This is a genomic window from Streptomyces sp. P9-2, assembly GCF_051903975.1.
Taxonomy (GTDB): domain Bacteria; phylum Actinomycetota; class Actinomycetes; order Streptomycetales; family Streptomycetaceae; genus Streptomyces; species Streptomyces cellulosae.
In genome coordinates, this window is record NZ_CP192633.1 from 1,884,736 (window position 1) to 1,904,409 (window position 19,674).

The following is a 19,674-nucleotide window of genomic DNA, read 5'->3' on the forward strand; positions in this document are numbered from 1 at the left end:
CGGGCCTGGAGTCTTCTCACAGGCGCGTGACGGCGACACCCCCAGGGGCGCGGGGAACTCCGCGGTCGACCCCGATGAACCCGCACATACCCACGCGCCGCCTCACTCCGCGAGTTCCGCGACCCCCGTGATCCGGTGCAGCGGATACGTCCGCACCTCATCCGCAGTGTGGTCGTACGCCGTCACGAACCCACCCTCGACCCGAAGAGGCGCGATAACCCGCTGACTCGCCGCCCCCTCCGCGTTCACGTACCCGATCCACAGCGTCTCGTTGGTCAGAACAGCCGCCTGCAGCGTCGCCAACGTGTCCGCCGCCGACGTACGCGGCAACTCCCCCGGACCCGCACCCCCCGCCTCCCCGCCCACCGGCTTCCGCGGCGCGGTGGACGCGAGATCCCCCGCCCGGACCGCCCGGATCGCGGCAGCGAGCAACGTGTCGTCGGGCACCGGCGGCCCGTCCGGCACCGGCTCCGGAGGCGTCCGCGGAGGCGTCCGGTACGCGTCCGCGCGGGCGATCAGCACATCGCCCTCCGCCGACTCCGCGGCCGGCGCGAACCCCATCGCCCGCAGCCCCTCCAGCAGCGCCGCCGGGTCGGTCCGCGCCGCCAGCACCGTCGGGGCGAGCCGCCGCAGCCCCAGACCGGCGGCGCGCTTGTCGGCGAGGATCTCGTTCAGCACCGCGTCGTCGTCGCACCGTACGTAGGACGAGGCCGCGCCCACCCGGAGATGCCCGTGCCGGCGGGCCACGTCGTCGATCAGGTACGTCAGCGGCTGCGGCACCGGCGTACGCGAGTGCGCGGCGAGGAAGGCGTGCAGGTCGGCGGCGGACCGCCCGGCGTCCAGGGCGCGCCGTACCGAGGCGGGCGTGAACCGGTAGACCGTCGCCCCGCCCTTCGACTCCACGTCCGCCAGCACGCCCAGCATGTCGGCCAGCGGCCGCTCCAGCGGGCCGGGCGCGACCGCCGTCAGGTCGGCCTGCAGCAGCACGTGGTCCAACGGCTCGGGCAGCAGGGGTTCCAGCAACCGGGCGGCCGTCGCGGCGGCGGTTGCCTGCTCGGCGGGGGAGAGGGCGGGCGGCGGCGGGGTCTGCCGGTGGTGCACGGGCAGCTTGTCGCCCGGCCCCTTCGGCTCGGTCTCCGCGTCCGCGTGCCGGGGCGCGGGCGGCGCGCCGATCAGCGCGCGCCCGTGCGAGGAGAGCGCGCCGCGCCCGGTGATGCCGAGCATCTCCGCCTCGGCGAGCGTCCAGCGGGCCAGCCGCGACCGCAGGTCCTCGTCCCCGCCCGCACCGCTGCCGCCGTCGGCCGGATACCCGGGTGCCGTGGCCCCGCGGGCCGTGGTGCCCCGCGCCCCCTCGGCGGACTGTGCCGGCGTCCGGCGCGCGTACGGGGAGGGCGCGCCGCCCCCGGTGCGGTCCGCGCGCGGGGGCCGCTCCCACCGCAGGCGCGCCAGCAGCGACTCGGTGTTCGGCGCGGCGCCCTCCGGGAGTCCCGCCAGCAGGGCCAGCACCCGGTGCCGTACCTCCGGGGCGGCCGAGCGGTCCAGGCCCGGGCCGAGCGCGGACAGCGTGCGGTCCTTCGCGTCCCGCTCTCCGACCAGCCCCGGCGTCCGGGTCGCCGCGAGCCACGCCGTGGCCAGCCGCGCCCACCGCTCCCCGGAGGGCCGCTCCCGCCACTCGTCGTACGCCGGGGTCGCCGCGTACCGCTCGTCGGCCTCGCCGTCGGACGCCAGCAGCCCGGCCGCGTAGGCCAGTTCGACCCAGAACGCGGCCACCGGCTCGGGCACGTCCAGTGCCACCGCGGTCCGCTTGAGGTCCCGCACGCTCAGCCCGCCGGCCCGCAGCACCGCCGGCCCGCCCTCGTGCCAGTCCTTCAGCAGCTCCTCGACGGTCGCCAGCGCCGTGTACGCCTGCCCGGCCGCCGTCGCGTCCACGATCCGGGGACTGTGCGCGGCGGCCGCCTCGACCGGCGGCGGCACCGGCTCCGTCGTCCGGTGCGCCCGCCCGGCGCGCAGCCGCAGCGCCACCTCACGGGGCAGGACGACCGTGCCGGGCGCCGTCGGCAGCAGCAGCCCCCGGTCCAGCAGCCAGCGCAGCCGGGGCGCCGGATCGGCGGTGACCTGCCCGTACGGCGGGCCCCACACCAGCCGCTCCAGCACCTCCACCGACTCGCTCGGCGCCTGGTCGAGCAGCGCGGACATCCGCTCAGGGTCGCTGAAGAGGTCCGCCAGCGCGGTCAGCGCGGAGACGGAGTCGTGCGTCGACGGCAGCCCGGCCGTCGTCAGGATCTCCTGGATCCGGCCCGGCGAGATGCCGGCGCCCGCCTCCCGCACGGTCGGGCCGAGACCGGTCGGCGACGGGTGCTGGGGCGACGGCGCCAGCAGTTCGCGGGCCGTGCGGACCAGACGGAGCCGGTCGTCGCCGCCCCACACCAGGGCCTGTTCGCGGAGCGTGCCGAGGGCGCGCGGCAGCGCGGCGGACACCGCCGGGTCGCCGTCGTCGCCCGCCATCAGCCCGAGCAGCTCGTCGTACGTCGCCGGGTCCGACGCCACCGCCAGCGCCTGCGCGGTCTGCAGCGTGAACCGGTCGAGGCGCTCCAGCGTGCGGACCACCGAGGCGCGCGTGCCCGCCCGGGTGGCGAGCTGGGTCAGGTCCGTGGGCACGGGCGTGATGAGATCCGGCCGGCTGCGCAGGAGCGCGGCCAGGGAGGCGTCGTCCCGCCCCCGGAGCGCCTCGGCGAGGGATCGGGGGGCCGCCGCGGGGTTCTCCTCGGTGCTCATCCGCCTCACGTTAGCGGGTGGGTACGGCCGTGGCGTGCCGGGAGTTGGGTCGGGTCGCCGCTCTCGCGGTACCGTCGGGCGACGGTGTCCCGACGCATCCGTCCCGGAGGGGACTTCGTGGGTATCGAGAGTGACCAGGTCGTCTACGAGTATCTGAGCCGCGTCGGCGACGTGGCGCAGCAGCGGCAGTTGCCGTCGGCGGCGCGGATGCGGCTGGTCGCGGAGCTGCGCGACGAGATCGACCGGCGCCGGGCCAAGGCGGTGGTGGATTCGCCCGCCGCGGTGCGGCGGATCATCGCGCGGATGGGGACGCCCACGGAAGTGGTGTCCAAGGCGGAGGGCGCGAGTCCGGGGGCTGCGCCGGGCGCGTCGGCGGACCAGCCGTCAGCTGTTCCCGTGCAACGGGAGGCGAAGGCGGGCGGGGTGTTCCGGAAGGTGGTCCCCCGGCCTCGGTCGTCGGCTGCGCCTCCGCCCGCCGCTCCCGTGGAAGCGCCGACGCCGCCGCACCGGGCCGGGCTCGACGAGGTCGGGGACAGCGGGAGCCAGCCCGACTGGTGGCGGGTGGACAGCGGTCCCTTCGGGGTGGGGGACGAGGTGCCGGGGTTCGTGGGCGGGGTGGAGATCCCTGAGCTGCTGAAGCGGCCGGTGCCGAAGGAGGAGGAGGAGCCGGCGGCCGAGGCGGCGCCTGCTGCCGAGGCGACCGAGGAGGTCCCCGCACGGCGGAGGTTGCTGCGGCTGCCGTCGCGGCGGTGGAGAAATCCGCTGCTGCTGATCGCGGCGGCGTCTCTCGTCGTGGGGGCGGTGCTGGGCAACTGGTTCGCGCTGATCCTGGGGTGGCTGATCGCGTATGCCTCGCGACGGCTGACTCCGGGGGAGGTGAAGGCGGCGGTTGTCGTGCTGCCGGGGCTGTCGCTGACCGGCGGCATCGTCTGGCTCTGGGGCCGCGCGGCGGGCCGTTGGGGCGAGCCGGTGGCCGAGGGCCAGATGAACGCGGCGCTCACGGAGACATGGCCGTGGGTGATCCGCACGGCGGCGGTGACGTCGGCGCTGTTCCTGGTGTGGCGCTCCCAGCGACAACGCTGAGAGCGTTACAGCGCACCTGCGTCGGCGACGCCCCCAGGGGCGCGGGGAACTGCGTGACCGGCCACGGACGCCCCGCACCCGGCGTCGCAGAGGTCCTCCAGGGGCGGTGGGGCGCTTCAGCGCCCTTCAGGGGCGCGGGGAACTGCGCGACCAGCCCCCGACCGCCCGCACCCGACCCCGCGGAGCGCGTCGCGGACAATGGCGGACATGGCCAACGCGACCCCACCCGCCCCGTCCGGCAGGACCGCCGCTCCGACCGTCGGGTTCGACCTCGACATGACCCTCATCGACTCCCGGCCAGGGATCCGCGCCTGTTACCTCGCCCTCGCCGCCCGCACCGGGACCCACGTAGACGCCGATCTCGCCGTCAGCCGCCTGGGCCCGCCCCTCGTGGAGGAGATCGCCAACTGGTTCCCCGCCGACCGGGTCGACGAGGTCGCGGACCTCTACCGCGCCATGTACCCCGAGTACGCGATCACCCCCACCCTCGCCCTCCCCGGCGCGCCGGAGGCGATAGCCGCCGTGCGGGCGCGCGGCGGGCGGGCGATCGTGGTGACCGCGAAGTACGAGCCCAACGCCAAGCTGCATCTCGCGCACCTCGGTATCGAGCCGGACGCCGTGATCGGTGACCTGTGGGCCGAGCAGAAGGCGCTGGCGCTGCGCGAGCACGGCGCGTCCGTGTACGTCGGCGACCACACCGGCGACGTGCGCGGAGCCCGCACCGCGGGCGCGGTGTCGGTCGCGGTCGCCACCGGACCGTGCGACGCGGCGGAACTCCGGGAAGCCGGCGCGGACGCGGTCCTCACCGATCTGACGGAATTCCCCCGCTGGTTTTCGGACTACTGCTCGGACAACTGACCGGAAACCGCGCGGGCGGCCCGGGCCCGCCGTCGTCCCACGGCGGCGGAACGCAGTACACCGGCGGCCGCGACGGCGAATCCGACGCCCATGAGCATGCTCAATCCGAACATGTACGTCGGAAAGGGCGTCGTTCCGAGGAACAGCGGGGCGACCGTGACCAGAGTGGCCACGGCGCCGACGAAGAAGACCAGGGCACCTGCACGGACCAGACCGTCACCGGGCTGGGCGGAATTCGCTTGGGTTTTGTCACGCACCGCACCAGGGTAGTTCCCTGCGCGAGGGAACGACGCGGTGACGTCTTGTCACCGGCTCGAAGACCATTAGCCTTGGTACCGGCGGGTCATCGGGCCCGCCCGAGTGCTATCAAGAGCCGTTTTTCCGATGCAGTTTTCCCGACGAGTACGAGGACGAGGGACAGACGTGCCTACCGGCAAGGTCAAGTGGTTCAACAGCGAGAAGGGCTTCGGCTTTCTCTCCCGTGACGACGGCGGCGACGTCTTCGTGCATTCCTCGGTCCTCCCCGCCGGAGTCGAGGCCCTGAAGCCGGGGCAGCGCGTGGAGTTCGGCGTGGTCGCCGGACAGCGCGGCGACCAGGCCCTCTCCCTGACCATCCTGGATCCGACCCCGTCGGTCGCGGCCGCCCAGCGTAAGAAGCCCGACGAGCTGGCCTCGATCGTGCAGGACCTCACGACCCTGCTGGAGAACATCACGCCGTCGCTGGAGCGGGGCCGTTACCCCGACCGCGCGGCCGGCAAGAAGATCGCCGGACTGCTCCGCGCGGTCGCCGACCAGCTCGACGTCTAGACCCCCGGGACCACCGGCCAGACCCCCGGGACCCCCAGGGCCACCGGCAGGCCCCCTGGGACCACCGGCCTACGGGAACCGCAGCGCGTCCGGGCCGAGGGGCGGCACCAGCCCCTCGGCCGCCGCGCGGGTGAGCAGCCCGCGCACGGCCGCGTAGCCGTCCTCGCCCAGGTCGGCGGTGAACTCGTTGACGTACAGCCCGATGTGCTGGTCGGCGACGGCCGGGTCCATCTCCTGGGCGTGCTCCATCACGTACGGGCGGGAGGCTTCCGGGTCGTCCCAGGCCGCCCGCACGGACGCGCGGACCGCGTCCGCGAGCCGGGTCAGCGTCTCCTCGCCGAGCGCGCGCCGGGCGAGGATCGCGCCGAGCGGGATCGGCAGGCCCGTGGTGTCCTCCCAGTGCTCGCCCATGTCGGCGAGCTTGTGCAGCCCGTAGTTCTGGTACGTGAAGCGCGCCTCGTGGATGACGAGACCGGCGTCGACCTTCCCGTCCCGCACGGCGGGCATGATCTCGTGGAACGGCATCACCACGATCTCGCCCACCCCGCCGGGCACGACGTCCGCCGCCCACAGCCGGAACAGCAGGTACGCCGTCGACTTCTCGCTCGGCACCGCCACCGTGCGGCCGGTGAGGTCCACGCCCGGCTCCCGGGTCAGCACCAGCGGCCCGCAGCCCCGGCCCAGCGCGCCCCCGCAGGGCAGCAGCGCGTACGCGTCCAGGACGTACGGCAGCACCGCGTACGACACCTTCAGCACGTCCAGCTCGCCGCGCTCGGCCATGCCGTTGGTGATGTCGATGTCGGCGAAGGTGACGTCCAGGGCGGGCGCGCCCGGCACGCGGCCGTGGGCGAGGGCGTCGAAGACGAAGGTGTCGTTCGGGCAGGGCGAGTAGGCGATGCGCAGCCGCTGCTGCTCACTGGGGGTCATGCTGTGTTCCAACTCTCCAGGACGGGCGCGAGCTTCCCGAAGCCCTCGGTGAGGGCGGCCAGGGCGTCGCCGATGCGCCAGGCGGCGCGGTCGCGCGGGCCGACAGGGTTCGAGACCGCCCGCACCTCCAGGACGGGCACGTCCTGCGCGGCGGCGGCCTCGGCGACGCCGAAGCCCTCCATGCCCTCGGCGAGGGCGCGGGGATGGCGGGCGCGCAGTTCGTCCGCGCGGGCGGCGGTTCCGGTCACCGTGGACACGGTGAGGACGGTGCCGGTGCGCGCGCCGGACGCGGCGGCGGCCGCCGCGGCGAGGGGCGCGGGCGGATGGTGGGTGACGGTGCCGAAGCCGAGCTCGGTGACCGGCAGGAACCCCTCGGCCGTCTCGGCGCCCAGGTCCGCCGCGGTGATCGCGTCGGCGACGACGAGTGACCCGAGGGGGGCGTCCGGCGCGAAGCCGCCGCCGATGCCCGCGCAGACGACGAGGCCGTAGGGGCGGCCCTCCAGGGCGGCGGCGGTCAGCGCGGCGGCCGTCGACGCGGCGGCGAGCGCCGGGCCGACCCCGGCGGCCAGCAGGTCGGGTCCGCCCGCGACGCGGTGCACGACCGCGCCGGGCAGCTCCCGCTCCCGTACCGGCCCCGGGAACGCCTCGGCCACCGCGTCCCGCTCGGCGGGGACCGCGGTGGCCACGAGAACGCGTGCGAGGGACGTGATCAGTCCTCGTCCTTCTTCAGCCGGAAGGACCACAGACCGGTGGCCTCGTCCTCGCCCTCCTTCACGGACACCAGGGTCGAGTCGCCCTGGGCGCCGTACTGGGCGTTGAAGAACACGCTGCCCGGGATGGCCTGGTAGGTCTTCTTGCTGGACTCGACGAGCGGCTGGCCGTTCAGCAGGATCGTCCAGCCGTTCTTCGCGATGTCCGGGTCGACGCCGAAGCGCACGGTCTCCGTCGGGTCGACCTTGATCTCGTCGATGCCCTTGTCCTGGAGGCACTCGTTGAGGGCCTCGGTGGTCAGGGCCTTGCCCTCGCCACCGCAGGTCGCCTCGGAGCTCACCGAGTCGCTGCCCACCGTGATCGTGGAGATCGCCGTGGGCTTGTCGCAGGCGGACAGAAGAAGCAGTCCGGCGGATACGGCGCCGGCGGCGGCGACGGCGCGGCGGCGTCGCACAGCGGATTGCAACGTGGTCATGGCGGAAGGCTATCGGTCAGGTGTGCCCCGCCCGCCACGCGGGGTACGGCGTGGCCCCTGGTTACGCCACTCGCGGGCGCCCGGCGTGCCCCTGACGGGCCGACCGGAGCAGCCCGCGGACGGTCGTCAGCCAGCCCGCGCCGACGATCGCGGCGCCCACCGCGAGCCCGAGACCGCCGATCAGCGGCATCGCGATGCCGATCGCGCCGCCCAGCACCCACGCCATCTGGAGCAGCGTCTCCGACCGGGCGAACGCGGACGTCCGCACCTGTTCCGGCACGTCCCGCTGGATCAGCGCGTCCAGCGACAGCTTCGCCAGCGCCTGCGCGAACCCGGCGACCGCCGCGAGACACGCCACCAGCACCGCGCCGAAGAACACCGCCGCCGTGATCGCCGCCCCCAGCACCACCGCCACCACCGTCACGATGATGATCTCCGGCGCGCGGGACCTCAGCCCCGCCCCGACCGCCGTGCCCAGCGCGTTTCCCGCGCCCGCCGCCACGCCCACGATCCCCAGTGACACCGCCGCGCTCTGACCCGTCATCGGATGCTCGCGCAGCAGGAACGCCAGGAAGAAGATGAGGAAGCCGGTGAGGCAGCGGATGGACGCGTTGGCGGCCAGAGCGTGGGTGACCGCCGGGCCGACCGTGCGCAGTCCCGGCTTCTCGGCCTTGCGGTGCGGGCCGTGCAGATGCCGCTCGTCGGCGGCGAGCAGCGCCACGGCCTCGCCCTTGGCGGAGTCCACCTTCGGCGGCAGCCGGAACGACAGCAGCATGCCCGTCACGAACAGGACGAACGCCCCGTACAGCGGCCAGCGCGGCCCGATCTGCTGGAGCCCCGCGCCGATCGGCGCGGCGATGCCGGTGGCGAGCAGCCCGCCGAGGGTCACCCGCGAGTTCGCCTTCACCAGCGAGAAGGCGGGCGGCAGCAGCCGCGGCACGACGGCGCTTCTGACCACCCCGTACGCCTTGGACGCCACCAGGACGCCCAGCGCCGCCGGATACAGCTCGAGGCCGCCGCTGACCACCGCGCCCGACAGCACCAGCGCGAGCAGTGCCCGCGCCAGCATCGCGCCCGCCATGGCGGCCCTGCGCCCGTGCGGCACCTTGTCGAGGAGCGGTCCCACGACGGGGGCGAGGAGCGTGAACGGCGCCATCGTGATGGCCAGGTACAGGGCGACGCGCCCGCGCGCCTCGTCGGTGGGGACGGAGAAGAACACGGTGGAGGCCAGCGCGACCGTGATCATCACGTCGCCCGCGCCGTTCACCCCGTGCAGTTCGATCAGCTTGCCGAGGCCGGACTCTCCCGCGCCGTGCGCGTGGGTCACCTTGCGGATGCCGCGAGCGGTTCTGGTCACCGGGAACTGCAGCGCCCGGCCGAACGCACGAAGACGGCCGCCCGCCCGGACCGAGCCGAGGCGCCGGCCGCGTCCCTTGCCCCCCGGGGTCCCACCGGCACCGGTGGCGTCCTGGGGTGTCCTCGCGGTAGCCACGACGTCATAGTGCCCCGAGTTGGCGGTGCGTAGTGCCGTAACACCGGGGACGGGGCCTTCGGTGCCACTGTACGGCCGAACGCGCCGGGACGCGGGCGGGCGGTGCGCGCCCCGGCGGACCGTCCGCCGCCGCCCCGCGCGCGCCCGCGAAACCGGCGCGCGCCGTTCCGTAACAACCGTCGGTGTAGGCCCAGCGCACGCGAGCAGGTAGCGTGCGTATCTCAGCCATCCCGCAGAATGGATGGTGGGCGCGCCCGAGCACGATGCGGCGCGGACGTCGACGCGGTCCCCCGGTCCGCTCCGTCCGCCCCCCGCGCTGGGAGTGGCGCACTCGTGAGACGGCGTAGGAGAGAAGCGATACCTGTGAGCGCAGCGACAACGCGAAGCCGCACCCCCGACCGTCTGTGCGCCGAGGCCGTCGACCTCGCCCGTGCCGCAGCCGAGGAGGCCGCCGCGCCCGGGGTCGTGGGCGAGCACGAGGGGATGGTCTCCGAGGGCGACCGCGTCGTCACGCACTTCTTCGGGTGCCGCGAGCTCGGTTACCGCGGATGGCGGTGGGCCGTCACCGTCGCCCGCGCCTCCCGCGCCAAGATCGTCACGGTGGACGAGGTCGTCCTGCTGCCCGGCCCCGACGCCGTCCTGGCACCCGAGTGGGTGCCGTGGAGCGAGCGGCTGCGCCCCGGCGACCTGGGACCCGGCGACCTGCTGCCCACCGAGGCCGACGACCCGCGCCTGGAACCCGGTTACACCGGCGCGGACGAGCCGCCGCCGAACTCGGTGCTCACCGAGGACCTGGCGGAACTCACGGACGCCGAGGACGCCGAGGTCACCGGCGGCAGCCCCGCCGAGCAGACCGTCACCCCGTCCCGCGGCTCGATCACCGCGGTCGCCGAGGAACTGGGCATGCGCCGCGCCCGCGTCCTCTCCCGCTACGGGCTGCACTCCGCCGCCGACCGCTGGGAGGAGGCGTTCGGCCCGAAGACCCCGATGGCGCAGGCCGCCCCCGCCTCCTGCGAGTCCTGCGGCTTCCTCGTCCCGATCGGCGGCTCGCTGGGCCAGGCGTTCGGCGTGTGCGCCAACGAGTTCTCCCCGGCCGACGGCCGGGTCGTCTCCCTCGCCTACGGCTGCGGCGGCCACTCGGAGGCCGCGGTCATGCCGAAGCCCCCGCAGCCGGCCCCGCCGGTCATCGACGAGACCCGCGTCGACCCCTTCCCCCTCCGCCCCTCCCCGGACTCGGGCTCGGTCCCGGCGACGGAGGACGCGTCGTCGGCGGAGCTGGGGCACTCGTAGCGCCACCCGGGGGCGGCACGCCACGGGGGCGTGCCGCCGCTCACCGCGCCCGCGCGGTCACGCGTCGCCGAAGATGTCCTCGGCCCTCGGGACGGTCACGGCACGGGTGAGCCAGTGGCGCAGTACGTCGGGGTCCTGGCAGTCCTCGACACGGCTCCGGACGTGCTCCGGCACGTCGAGACCGCGTTGCTCCAGGACGAGCAGCACGTCTTCGGCGGCACGCTGGGCGCGGCCCTCGTCCCGGATCTCTTCCGCGAGGTAGGACTTGTAGAAGGAAAGGTCCACGGCCACCAGGTTCCTCCAGAGGTGCTGGGCCGGGTTCTTGCCCAGGCCCTGTGCGGTGAATTCGATCAGGGGACTCGCGATGTCCTCGGGCGCGTCCCGCAACGCTGTGGACAGGGCCTTCAGTATCGCATCGACCTCGGGTTCCGCAGCGTGTGTGATGGCCGCGAGACTGGCCAGGACGAGGTCGGCGCGGGCCTCGTCCGGATCGGTGATCACCGGCAGGTTGTGCGGGCCGGCGACCATGGGTCGCAGGGTGAGGGTGGGCAGTCCGCGAGGACCGCTGTTGACCGCGGTCTGCGCCCACCTGGCCGTCGCGTGGTCCTGGCAGACCACCAGGAGAGCGGTAGGCAGGCGGTACTTCGTCCACAGATAGGCGACGTAATACGCCCAGCTCGCGGGCTTGTGCGCATCTCGTTTGCCCTGTGCCTCGATCGCGAGCAGAAAAGCGCCCTGCTCCGCGGTGTCGAATCGCAGGAGCGTGTCGACCCGACGTTCGACGGGACTCGCCTCGGTGAGGTCGGTCGGCAGGGCAGCTGCCGTGACCGGACGAGGTATGTCGACCCCCAGATAGCGGGAGACGCGGCTGAAGAGTCCCGGGTCGTGCTGGAAGATCCGGTGCATTGCCTCGTGGGGCGGGCTGACCATGGGGTTCCTGGGCTCCTACGGAATTCAGGGCCGGGGCGTCGAGCGTAGGAGCGCCAGGGTGCGAACTTCCGTCCGAGCTGGGGACGTTCATTCGCCCGGGTGATCTTCTGTCGGCGGTGTCCGGGCGGCGTACGTCGTGAGGCGGGCGGCGAAGTCGCGCGTCAGGGTGCGGAGTTCGGTTGGGCCGTCGATGACGAAGGGGCGGTCCAGGGCGGCCAGGACGGGTGGGAGCCAGTCCAGGTGTTCCGCGTGGATCTCGACCCGTTGCCAGCCGGGCTCGTCGTCCTCCAGGGTCGCGACCGTCGCTGGCAGGTGCGTGCGGAGGTGCTCGGGCGTCGCCCGGACGCGCAGGGTCACCTCGTAGCGGTACGCGGCCGTCGCGAAGCCCGTCACCAGGCGCTCCGCCGGGTCCATGTCCTCCGGCACCTCGAACGCGCCGGGCAGCGTGCGCGCGTCCGTGATGCGGTCCAGCCGGAACGTGCGGTCCTCGTCGCGGTCCGCGTCCTTCCCCGTGACGTACCACCGGCCCGCGTGCGCCACGATTCCGTACGGGTGCAGGGTGCGGTCGCCGCCGCGGCCCTCGCGGTCGGTGTGGCGGACGGAGACGGGGCGGCGGTGGCGTACGGCGTCGGCCAGGGTGAGCAGGACGCCCGCGTCCGGGCTCGCGAAGTCCCCGAGCCCTTCAGTGAAGGACAGCGACTCCAGCAGGGCGTCGAGCCGGCCGGCCAGATGCCGGGGCAGCACGCGGCGGATCTTCGCGGCCGCCGTCTCGTTCGCCGTGCGCTGCGCGGTCGTCAGCCCCGCCCTGCGCCCGGCGACCAGACCGAGCAGCACCGCCAGCGCCTCCTCGTCGCCGAACATCAGCGGCGGCACGCGGTAGCCAGGGCCCAGCCGGTACCCGCCGTAGCGCCCGCGCACCGACTCCACCGGCACGTCCAGGTCGATCAGCTGGTCCACGTACCGCCGCACGGTCCGTCCGTCCACACCGAGCCGGCCGGCCAGCTCCGCCACGGTCCGGGTGCCGCCCGACTGCAGCAGCTCCAGCAGGGTCAGGACGCGGGCGGCGGGTCGGGGCATGGGGACCACGTTAATTCCGATACCGGGCGGGTTCTGTCCGGTATTGCTTCTACCGTCGGCCGTGCACGTCATCGTCGTACGGCCGAGGAGTCACCCCATGCAGTTCGCATCCGTCCGCATCGTCACCGCCGACGTGGCCCGCCTCGTCGCCTTCTACGAGCGCGTCCTGGGCGTGCCCGCCGCCTGGGCCACCGAGCACTTCGCCGAGCTGCGGGCCGACGGCGCGACCCTCGCGATCGCCGGCACCGCGACCGTCCCGATGTTCGCGCCCGGCTCAGCGCGCCCGGCGGCCAACGCGAGCGCGATCGTCGAGTTCCAGGTCGACGACGTGGACCGCGTCCACAAGGAACTGGACGACTTCCTCACCGACGTCGTCAACGGCCCCGCCACCATGCCCTGGGGCAACCGCTCCCTCCTCTTCCGCGACCCCGACGGCAACCTCGTCAACTTCTTCACCCGCTGACACGGTGTGTGTGTCCGGTCACTGTCCGGAGGTTGTCCGTAGCCGTCGGCGCCGTACCCGCCGTTGGTGCGGGTAGGGCGCCGGGGTGCGTCACGGACGGTTCCGAGGGAGAGGTGCGGGATGACGGCGGTGGAGGCGGGGCCGGGTCGGCACGACGACGAGGCGGACGAGCCGGGCTGGGAGGTTGATCCGGACGACGAGTGGGGCGTCGCGGTCATCACGACCGTGGGCCGCCAGATCAAGCTGCGCCGCGAGGCGGCAGGGCTGAGGGTGCCCGACTTCGGGCGGGCCGTCGGGTACGGCGAGGACATGATTTACAAGATCGAGAGCGGGAAGCGGATTCCTCGCCAGGAGTTCCTGGACCGGGCGGACGAACTGCTGGAGGCGGGGGGCCTGCTGTCGGCCGCGTGGGAGGACGTGAAGAAGGTCCGGTATCCCAAAACGGTCAGGGCGCTCGCCAAGTTGGAGGAGCGCGCGGTCGAGATCGGCGTGTACGTGTGCACCAGCATCCACGGCCTGTTGCAGACGCCAGAGCACGCCAGGGCGCTTTTCCGCGCGGCGCAGCCGCCGTACGCCGCCGACGACGTGGAGCGCATGGTGGCCGCCCGCATGGCACGGCGGTCGGTGTACGAGCGCGACCCGGCGCCCTCGATCAGCTTCGTGCTGGAAGAGGCGACGCTCCAGAGGGAGGTCGGGGGCACAATGGTCTGGCGACGCCAGCTCGAACGCCTGCTGGAAGTGGGGCAGTTGCACAACGTCACGCTTCAGGTGATGCCGACGAAGACCGAAGCCCACCCGGGGGTGGACGGCAGGATCGAAGTGCTGAAGTTCGCGGACGGCGCGGCGACGGGGCGATCCGACGGTGCGTTCTACGGCCGGCCGACTTCCGATCCGAAACAGCTGCGCATTCTGGAGCTGCGGTACAACACCATCCGCGCGCAGGCGCTCTCGCCCCGGGAGTCGCTGGCCTTCATCGAGCACCTACTGCTGGGAGAGACATGAGCAGTGAGCTGAACTGGTTCAAGAGCAGCTACAGCGACGGCACCGACGGCAACTCCTGCGTCGAACTCGCCCTCACCCCCCGGACCGTCCACGTCCGGGACTCCAAGGACACCACCGGCCCCCGGCTGGCCTTCGCCCCCGACGCGTGGGCGCGTTTCCTTCCTTACGTGCAGCGGGGCTGAACGCACGACAACCCCCGAGGGCGGCCGGAGCCGCTCTCGGGGGCGTGTGTCGCGCGGGCGTCTGCGTCAGAGGCTGACGCCGTTGGCGCGCAGGAACTTCGCCGGGTCGACGGCGGAGCCGTAGTTCGGGGTGGTGCGGATCTCGAAGTGCAGGTGCGGGCCGCTGGAGTTGCCGGTGTTGCCGGACAGGGCGATCTTCTGGCCGGTCTTCACGACCTGGCCGACCTTCACGTTCACGGACGACAGGTGGGCGTACTGGGAGTACGTCTTGTTGCCGTGCTTGATCACGATGGCGTTGCCGTACGCGGGACCGTCGCCCGCGCCGTTGCCGCCGGCCTTCACGACCGTGCCGCCGTGCGCGGCGACGACCGGGGTGCCGGTCGGGACGGCGTAGTCCTGGCCGGAGTGCTTGGAGGCCCACATGCCGCCGTTCTGCGCGAAGCTCGCGGACAGCTTGTAGCTCTTGACCGGGGAGACCCAGGACGCGGTGGACTTCTTGGCGGACTCGGTCGCCTTCTTCACCGCGGAGCCCTTCACGGCCTGCGTCTTCGCGGCCTCGGCCTGCGCGGCGGCCTGCGCCTGGACCGACGTGGCGGTGCCGGACGCGGCGGAGTTGCCGGAGGCGGCGACCGCGACCCCGGCTCCCAGGACGGCCGTGGAGCCCAGACCGGCTGCCATGACGGCGGCGCGGGTGCGGGTGACGGTCATACGGGGGAAACGGGACGTGACGCGCTCGAACATCGAAACCTCATGGGGGAGGGGACGGGGGAATGCCATCCGCGGAACCGGAACGTGGTCCGTGCCGTGATGGCTGTTCCTTGGTAACCGCCGTCGCCCAAATGCCGCAAAGGTGTGACCTACGACGAAAGGCCGTAGAAAGGGCATGAGATGCACGTCTCTTGACGGAGGCCCGCGTAGGGGGCAAAACCCCCATTTCAAGCCGATCGGTCAGGCTTGCGTCCCTTATGTCCGATGTGAAATCGGGCATTTCTTCACTATTCCGGGTAGTACACCCGTCGAGGCCTGTGGAGCATGTCACCGAGGGCCCTATCCGAATGTGGCGTGGGTCTCCGTATTTCGGGCCCGCAGGGCACCTGCTTACGTGCCGAACAGCTCCAGCGACACCCACAGCGCCGCCGTGGACGCCACCAGCGCGGCCGGGACCGTGGCCAGCCCGAGGAGCGTGAAGCGCACCAGGCTCACCTCGTGCCCGTGGTGGTGCACGATCCGGCGCCACAGCAGGGTCGCGAGGGAGCCCGCGTAGGTGAGGTTCGGGCCGATGTTCACGCCGAGCAGGACGGCGAGGACCGCGCCGGGGCCGGACGGCGCGGCCAGCGGGACCAGGGCGAGCACGGCGGGCAGGTTGTTGATCAGGTTGGCCAGCAGCGCCGCCAGCGCGGCGACCGCCAGCAGGGAGAGCAGCCCGGTGCCGTCGGGCAGGACCGCGTCCAGCGCGTCGCCGAGCCCCTGGTCCAGCACCGCCCGCACCACCACGCCAAGCGCCAGCACGAACGCCAGGAACGGCAGGTCCACCGCGCGCAGCAGCCGTACGACGCTGGTGCGGCGGCGGGTCAGGGCCCGTACCGCCATCACGCCCGCCCCGGCCGCCGCCGCCCACGCCGGGTCGATCCCGACGGCGGACGCCACCGCGAACCCGGCGAGCGTGGCCGCCACCGTGACCAGCGCGAACAGCGGCATCTCCACCGGCTCGTCCCCCGTGTCCGGCGCGGTGGGCGCCGCCGCGAGGTCGGCGGCGAAGAAGCGGCGGAAGACCATGTACTCCACGGCGATCGCCGCCAGCCAGGGCAGCAGCATCAGCAGCGCGAAGCGGGTGAAGGTCAGGCCGGTCGCCGTGAACGCGAGCAGGTTCGTCAGGTTGGACACCGGCAGCAGCAGGGACGCCGTGTTCGACAGGTGCGCGCCCGCGTAGACGTGCGGGGCGGGGCGCGCGCCCATGCGGGTCGCGGTGGCGAACACGACCGGCGTCAGCAGCACCACCGTCGCGTCCAGGCTGAGCACCGCGGTGATCAGCGAGGCCAGCGCGAACACCGCGCCCAGCAGCTTGCGCGGGCGGTGGTGCGACCAGCGGGCCATCCAGGTGCCGCACGCGTGGAAGAGGCCCTCCTCGTCGCACAGCTTGGCGAGCAGCAGGACGGCGGCGAGGAAGCCGATCACCGGGCCGAGCCGCCCGGCCTCCTCCCGCACCGCGTCCGTGCTGATCGCGCCCGTCGCGACCACCACCCCGGCGGCGGGCACCGCGAACGCCGCCTCCGGCCAGCGGAAGGGACGGACGACGGCACACACCAGCACCACGGCCAGCGCGGCGACGGACAGCGATTCGAGCAGCACACCGCTGATCATCCACAAGGCGGGCGGCGTCCCGGACACCGCGTCCCCGTGGTGTCGCGGAGCGGTACCTTCGACCTCACGCAGATCAGGGCCCGATGAGGAGAGTCAACGTGAGCAAGTTCGTGCGGCCCGCCGCCGAGGGTGCCGACCCGTTCGGTACGGCGCGTCTGCGGCGTGGGGTCCTGGACGCCTGGGCCACCAGCCCCGCGCGGTTCCGCGAGGACGCCAACGCCGAGGAGGACCTCGTCCTCGGCGGCTACCGGGACCGGCTCGTCGTCGAACTCGCGCAGAACGCCGCCGACGCCGCAGCCCGCGCCGGCGTGCCCGGCCGTCTCCGGCTCACCCTCCGCGACGGGGTCCTCGTCGCCGCGAACACCGGCGCCCCGCTGGACGCGGCCGGCGTCGAGTCGCTGTCCACGCTGCGCGCCTCCGCCAAGCGGGACACCCCCGACCGGGCCGTCGGACGGTTCGGCGTCGGCTTCGCCGCCGTGCTCGCCGTCACCGACGAGCCCGCCGCCGTCGGCCGGCACGGCGGGGTGCGCTGGTCCCTCGCGGAGGCGCGGGACCTCGCGCGGGACACCGCCCGGCACAGCCCCGGCCTCGGCGACGAGATCCGCCGCCGCGACGGACACGTACCGCTGCTGCGGCTCCCCTTCGCCGCCGAGGGCACCGCCCCCGACCCGTACGACACCGCCGTCATCCTGCCGCTGCGCGACACCGCCGCCGCCGACCTCGCCGAGCGGCTGCTGCACGCCGTCGACGACGCCCTGCTGCTCGCCCTGCCCGGCCTGGAGGAGGTCGTCGTCGAGATCGGCGACGACGCGCCCCGCACCGTGAGCCGCCGCACCGACGGCGACCTCACCGTCGTCACCGACTCCCGCGACGGCGTCACCCGCTGGCGCACCGCCGCCGCGCACGGCGACCTCACCCCGGGCCTGCTCGCCGACCGGCCCGTCGAGGAGCGGCTGCGCCCGCACTGGTCGGTCACCTGGGCCGTCCCCGTAGGCCCCGACGGAGCCCCCGCCCGGCCGCGCACCGCCCCCGTCGTGCACGCGCCCACGCCGAGCGACGAGCCGCTCGGCGTGCCCGCCCTGCTCATCGCCTCCCTGCCGCTGGACTCCACCCGCCGGCACGCCGCGCCAGGACCGCTCACCGACTTCCTCGTGCAGCGCGCAGCCGACGCCTACGCCGGACTCCTCGCCGACTGGCGTCCGGTGACCGCCGGCGCCATCGACCTCGTGCCCGGACCGCTCGGCAAGGGCGAACTGGACGGCGCCCTGCGGGCGGCCATCCTGGAGCGGCTGCCGCGCACCGCCTTCCTGCCGCCCGCCGCCGCGCCCGTCGCCGACGACGACTCCGGGCTGCCCGAGGCGCTGCGCCCGCGCGACGCCGAGATCGCCGAGGGCGCGGGCGCCGACACCGTACGGGTGCTGGCGGAGGTGCTGCCCACACTGCTGCCCGCCGGTCTTGAACGGCGCGCCGAGCTGCGCACCCTCGGGGTCGCGCGGGTGCCGCTGACCGACGCGGTCGACCGGCTCGCGGGCCTGGAGAAGTCCCCCGACTGGTGGCGGCGGCTCTACGACAGCCTCGCCGGCGTCGACCCCGACCGGCTCTCCGGACTCCCCGTGCCGCTCGCCGACGGACGCACCACGATCGGCCCCCGGCAGGTGCTGCTGCCCACCCCGGACGCGACCCTCGACGCCGAGCTGCCGGCCCGGCTCGGTCTGAAGGTCGCCCACCCGGACGCCGCGCATCCGCTGCTGGAGAAGCTGGGCGCGCTGCCCGCGACCCCGCGCGCCGTGCTCACCACCCCGCAGGTGCGGGCCGCCGTCGCCGCCTCCCTCGACGACGAGGGCGGGGTGAACTGGGAGGAGGACGCCCTCGACGCCGACGAACTCGTCGAGGTCGTCCTGACGCTGGTGCGGGACGCGGGCCTGGAGCCCGGCGACGAGCCCTGGCTGGGCGCGCTCGCCCTGCCCGACGAGGACGGCGAACTCTCCCCGGCCTGCGAACTCGTCTTCCCCGGCGGCCCCTTCGCGCAGGTCATGCGGGAGGGCGAGCTGGCCGCCGTGGACGCGGAACTGGCCGGGAGGTGGGGCGAGCAGCCGCTGGCCGCGTGCGGGGTGCTCGTCGACCTCGGGCTGGTGCGGGCCACCGACGTCGTCCTCGACCCGGACGAGCTGGAGCCGCGCGAGAGCGACTACGCCGAGCCGGACGATCCCGGGCTGCTGGACGCCGTCGACGTGTGGGCCGAGGACATCCTCGACCGCTTCCCCGACGCGCCCGTCCCGCCCGTCGCCACCGAGATCGTCGCCGTACGCGACCTGGACCTCGTGGACGACGACCGCTGGCCCCAGGCGCTCGCCCTGCTGTCCCGGCCCCCGCTGCGGGACGCGCTGGTCGAGCCGGTGCGGATCCTGCTCCACGACGGCACCCACGAGACCGTACGGCCGTACACGGCGTGGTGGCTGCGCGGCCACCCCGTGCTCGGCGGCCGCCGCCCGGCCGGACTGCGGGCGGCGGGCGGCGACCCGCTCCTGCGCGGCCTGTACGACGAGGCCGACGCGACCGGCTTCGACGACGAGCAGGTGCTGCGGGCGCTGGGCGTGCGCACGTCGGTCGCGGCGCTGCTGGACGAGCCGGGCGGCGCGGCGGAACTCCTGGAACGCCTCGCCGACCCCGACCGCCCGGTCACGGCGGCCCAGCTGCACGGGCTGTACGGGGCGCTGGCGGAGCTGGACCCGGAGCAGGTGACCCTGCCGGACGAGCTGCGCGCGGTGGTCGACGGGCGGGTGGAGGTGGTGGACGCCTCCGAGGCGGTGGTCGTCGACTCGCCCGACCTGCTGCCGTTCACCTCCGGGGTACCGCTGCTCCCGGTCCGCCCGGCGCGGGCCGCCGAACTGGCGGAGCTGTTCCAGGTACGGCGGCTCAGCGAGTCCGTCACGGGACGGGTGGACTCCGAGGGCACGGAACACGAGGTGCCGGAGCCCGTACGGGTCCTGCTGGGGCCGCGGACCCCGTCCACGTACGTCGAGCACGAGGAGCTCGTCGTGGACGGCGTGGAACTCGACTGGCGCCTCACCGACGACGGGGTGCTGCACGCGTCCACCCTGGAGGGCGTGGCGGCGGGTCTCGCCTGGGCGGCGGGGCAGTGGCCTCGGCGGTTCGAGGTGGCGGCGCTGCTGGAGGATCCGTCGCGGACGGAGGAACTGGCGAGGGACCGCTGGTTCGACTGATCCGCCCAGGGCTCCGC

18 protein-coding genes are annotated in these 19,674 nt (G+C 74.1%); 8 read left to right on the plus strand and 10 right to left on the minus strand.

Annotated elements, in window-relative coordinates:
• Positions 1-102 precede the first annotated feature (102 nt).
• Positions 103-2,775 (minus strand): helicase-associated domain-containing protein, encoded by a 2,673-nt coding sequence (locus ACQY0Z_RS08930; RefSeq protein ID WP_439812059.1) that lies wholly within the window; start codon positions 2,773-2,775, stop codon positions 103-105.
• 117 nt (positions 2,776-2,892) lie between these two features.
• Here ACQY0Z_RS08930 and ACQY0Z_RS08935 point away from each other — a divergent pair, with 117 nt between their 5' ends.
• Positions 2,893-3,858 carry a hypothetical protein gene (locus tag ACQY0Z_RS08935; RefSeq protein WP_439812060.1) on the plus strand — a complete coding sequence of 322 codons (966 nt, stop codon included), beginning with the start codon at positions 2,893-2,895 and terminating at the stop codon, positions 3,856-3,858.
• Positions 3,859-4,065: 207 nt separating this feature from the next.
• Complete coding sequence (locus ACQY0Z_RS08940) at positions 4,066-4,716, plus strand: HAD family hydrolase (RefSeq protein ID WP_381724768.1); 651 nt, start codon at positions 4,066-4,068, stop codon at positions 4,714-4,716.
• Here ACQY0Z_RS08940 and ACQY0Z_RS08945 read toward each other — a convergent pair.
• Positions 4,698-4,973 (minus strand): hypothetical protein, encoded by a 276-nt coding sequence (locus ACQY0Z_RS08945; protein WP_189896208.1) that lies wholly within the window; start codon positions 4,971-4,973, stop codon positions 4,698-4,700. The two genes, ACQY0Z_RS08940 and ACQY0Z_RS08945, sit on opposite strands and share 19 nt — an antisense overlap.
• 166 nt (positions 4,974-5,139) lie before the next feature.
• Between ACQY0Z_RS08945 and ACQY0Z_RS08950 the strand changes: the two genes are divergently transcribed.
• On the plus strand, positions 5,140-5,523 hold the full coding sequence (locus tag ACQY0Z_RS08950; RefSeq protein WP_019523900.1) for a cold-shock protein: 384 nt from the start codon (positions 5,140-5,142) through the stop codon (positions 5,521-5,523).
• Between the two features lie 69 nt (positions 5,524-5,592).
• Here ACQY0Z_RS08950 and ACQY0Z_RS08955 read toward each other — a convergent pair whose 3' ends face one another.
• From ACQY0Z_RS08955 to ACQY0Z_RS08970, 4 genes are all read right to left on the minus strand, one after another.
• Positions 5,593-6,450: a 1,4-dihydroxy-6-naphthoate synthase gene (locus ACQY0Z_RS08955; RefSeq protein WP_439812061.1), complete on the minus strand. Its 858-nt coding sequence runs from the start codon at positions 6,448-6,450 to the stop codon at positions 5,593-5,595.
• A complete protein-coding gene (locus ACQY0Z_RS08960) occupies positions 6,447-7,136 on the minus strand; it encodes a futalosine hydrolase (RefSeq protein ID WP_254586730.1) in 690 nt (229 codons plus the stop codon). The genes ACQY0Z_RS08955 and ACQY0Z_RS08960 overlap by 4 nt, the downstream gene beginning before the upstream one ends.
• Positions 7,137-7,159: 23 nt before the next feature.
• Complete coding sequence (locus ACQY0Z_RS08965; RefSeq protein WP_189896471.1) at positions 7,160-7,615, minus strand: DUF2771 domain-containing protein; 456 nt, start codon at positions 7,613-7,615, stop codon at positions 7,160-7,162.
• A gap of 82 nt (positions 7,616-7,697) precedes the next feature.
• Positions 7,698-9,128, minus strand: a complete 1,431-nt coding sequence (locus tag ACQY0Z_RS08970; RefSeq protein WP_189896203.1) for an MFS transporter — start codon at positions 9,126-9,128, stop codon at positions 7,698-7,700.
• Positions 9,129-9,491: 363 nt separating this feature from the next.
• On the opposite strand from ACQY0Z_RS08970, the gene ACQY0Z_RS08975 reads away from it, so the two are divergent.
• Entirely contained in the window at positions 9,492-10,418 is a 927-nt protein-coding gene (locus tag ACQY0Z_RS08975; protein ID WP_439812062.1) for a DUF3027 domain-containing protein, read from the plus strand.
• A 57-nt stretch (positions 10,419-10,475) separates the two neighbouring features.
• Here ACQY0Z_RS08975 and ACQY0Z_RS08980 read toward each other — a convergent pair whose 3' ends face one another.
• Both ACQY0Z_RS08980 and ACQY0Z_RS08985 read right to left on the minus strand, forming a co-directional pair.
• On the minus strand, positions 10,476-11,348 hold the full coding sequence (locus ACQY0Z_RS08980) for a hypothetical protein (protein ID WP_254586731.1): 873 nt from the start codon (positions 11,346-11,348) through the stop codon (positions 10,476-10,478).
• An 87-nt stretch (positions 11,349-11,435) separates the two neighbouring features.
• The gene (locus tag ACQY0Z_RS08985) at positions 11,436-12,425 is read right to left on the minus strand and encodes a helix-turn-helix transcriptional regulator (RefSeq protein ID WP_439812063.1); all 990 of its coding nucleotides are present in this window, start codon (positions 12,423-12,425) and stop codon (positions 11,436-11,438) included.
• Positions 12,426-12,522: 97 nt separating this feature from the next.
• Here ACQY0Z_RS08985 and ACQY0Z_RS08990 point away from each other — a divergent pair, with 97 nt between their 5' ends.
• The 3 genes from ACQY0Z_RS08990 (at position 12,523) to ACQY0Z_RS09000 (ending at position 14,072) form a co-directional block, all read left to right on the plus strand.
• Positions 12,523-12,888: a VOC family protein gene (locus ACQY0Z_RS08990; RefSeq protein WP_439812064.1), complete on the plus strand. Its 366-nt coding sequence runs from the start codon at positions 12,523-12,525 to the stop codon at positions 12,886-12,888.
• A gap of 120 nt (positions 12,889-13,008) precedes the next feature.
• The gene (locus ACQY0Z_RS08995; protein ID WP_254586733.1) at positions 13,009-13,890 is read left to right on the plus strand and encodes a helix-turn-helix domain-containing protein; all 882 of its coding nucleotides are present in this window, start codon (positions 13,009-13,011) and stop codon (positions 13,888-13,890) included.
• Positions 13,887-14,072, plus strand: a complete 186-nt coding sequence (locus ACQY0Z_RS09000; RefSeq protein WP_161107993.1) for a DUF397 domain-containing protein — start codon at positions 13,887-13,889, stop codon at positions 14,070-14,072. The genes ACQY0Z_RS08995 and ACQY0Z_RS09000 overlap by 4 nt, the downstream gene beginning before the upstream one ends.
• A gap of 66 nt (positions 14,073-14,138) precedes the next feature.
• Here the strand turns inward: ACQY0Z_RS09000 and ACQY0Z_RS09005 are convergent, their stop codons facing one another.
• On the minus strand, positions 14,139-14,813 hold the full coding sequence (locus tag ACQY0Z_RS09005; protein WP_439812065.1) for a M23 family metallopeptidase: 675 nt from the start codon (positions 14,811-14,813) through the stop codon (positions 14,139-14,141).
• A gap of 357 nt (positions 14,814-15,170) precedes the next feature.
• Positions 15,171-16,433 (minus strand): SLC13 family permease, encoded by a 1,263-nt coding sequence (locus ACQY0Z_RS09010; protein ID WP_439813353.1) that lies wholly within the window; start codon positions 16,431-16,433, stop codon positions 15,171-15,173.
• 98 nt (positions 16,434-16,531) lie between these two features.
• Between ACQY0Z_RS09010 and ACQY0Z_RS09015 the strand changes: the two genes are divergently transcribed.
• The gene (locus ACQY0Z_RS09015; RefSeq protein ID WP_439812066.1) at positions 16,532-19,657 is read left to right on the plus strand and encodes a sacsin N-terminal ATP-binding-like domain-containing protein; all 3,126 of its coding nucleotides are present in this window, start codon (positions 16,532-16,534) and stop codon (positions 19,655-19,657) included.
• Positions 19,658-19,674: the final 17 nt, after the last annotated feature.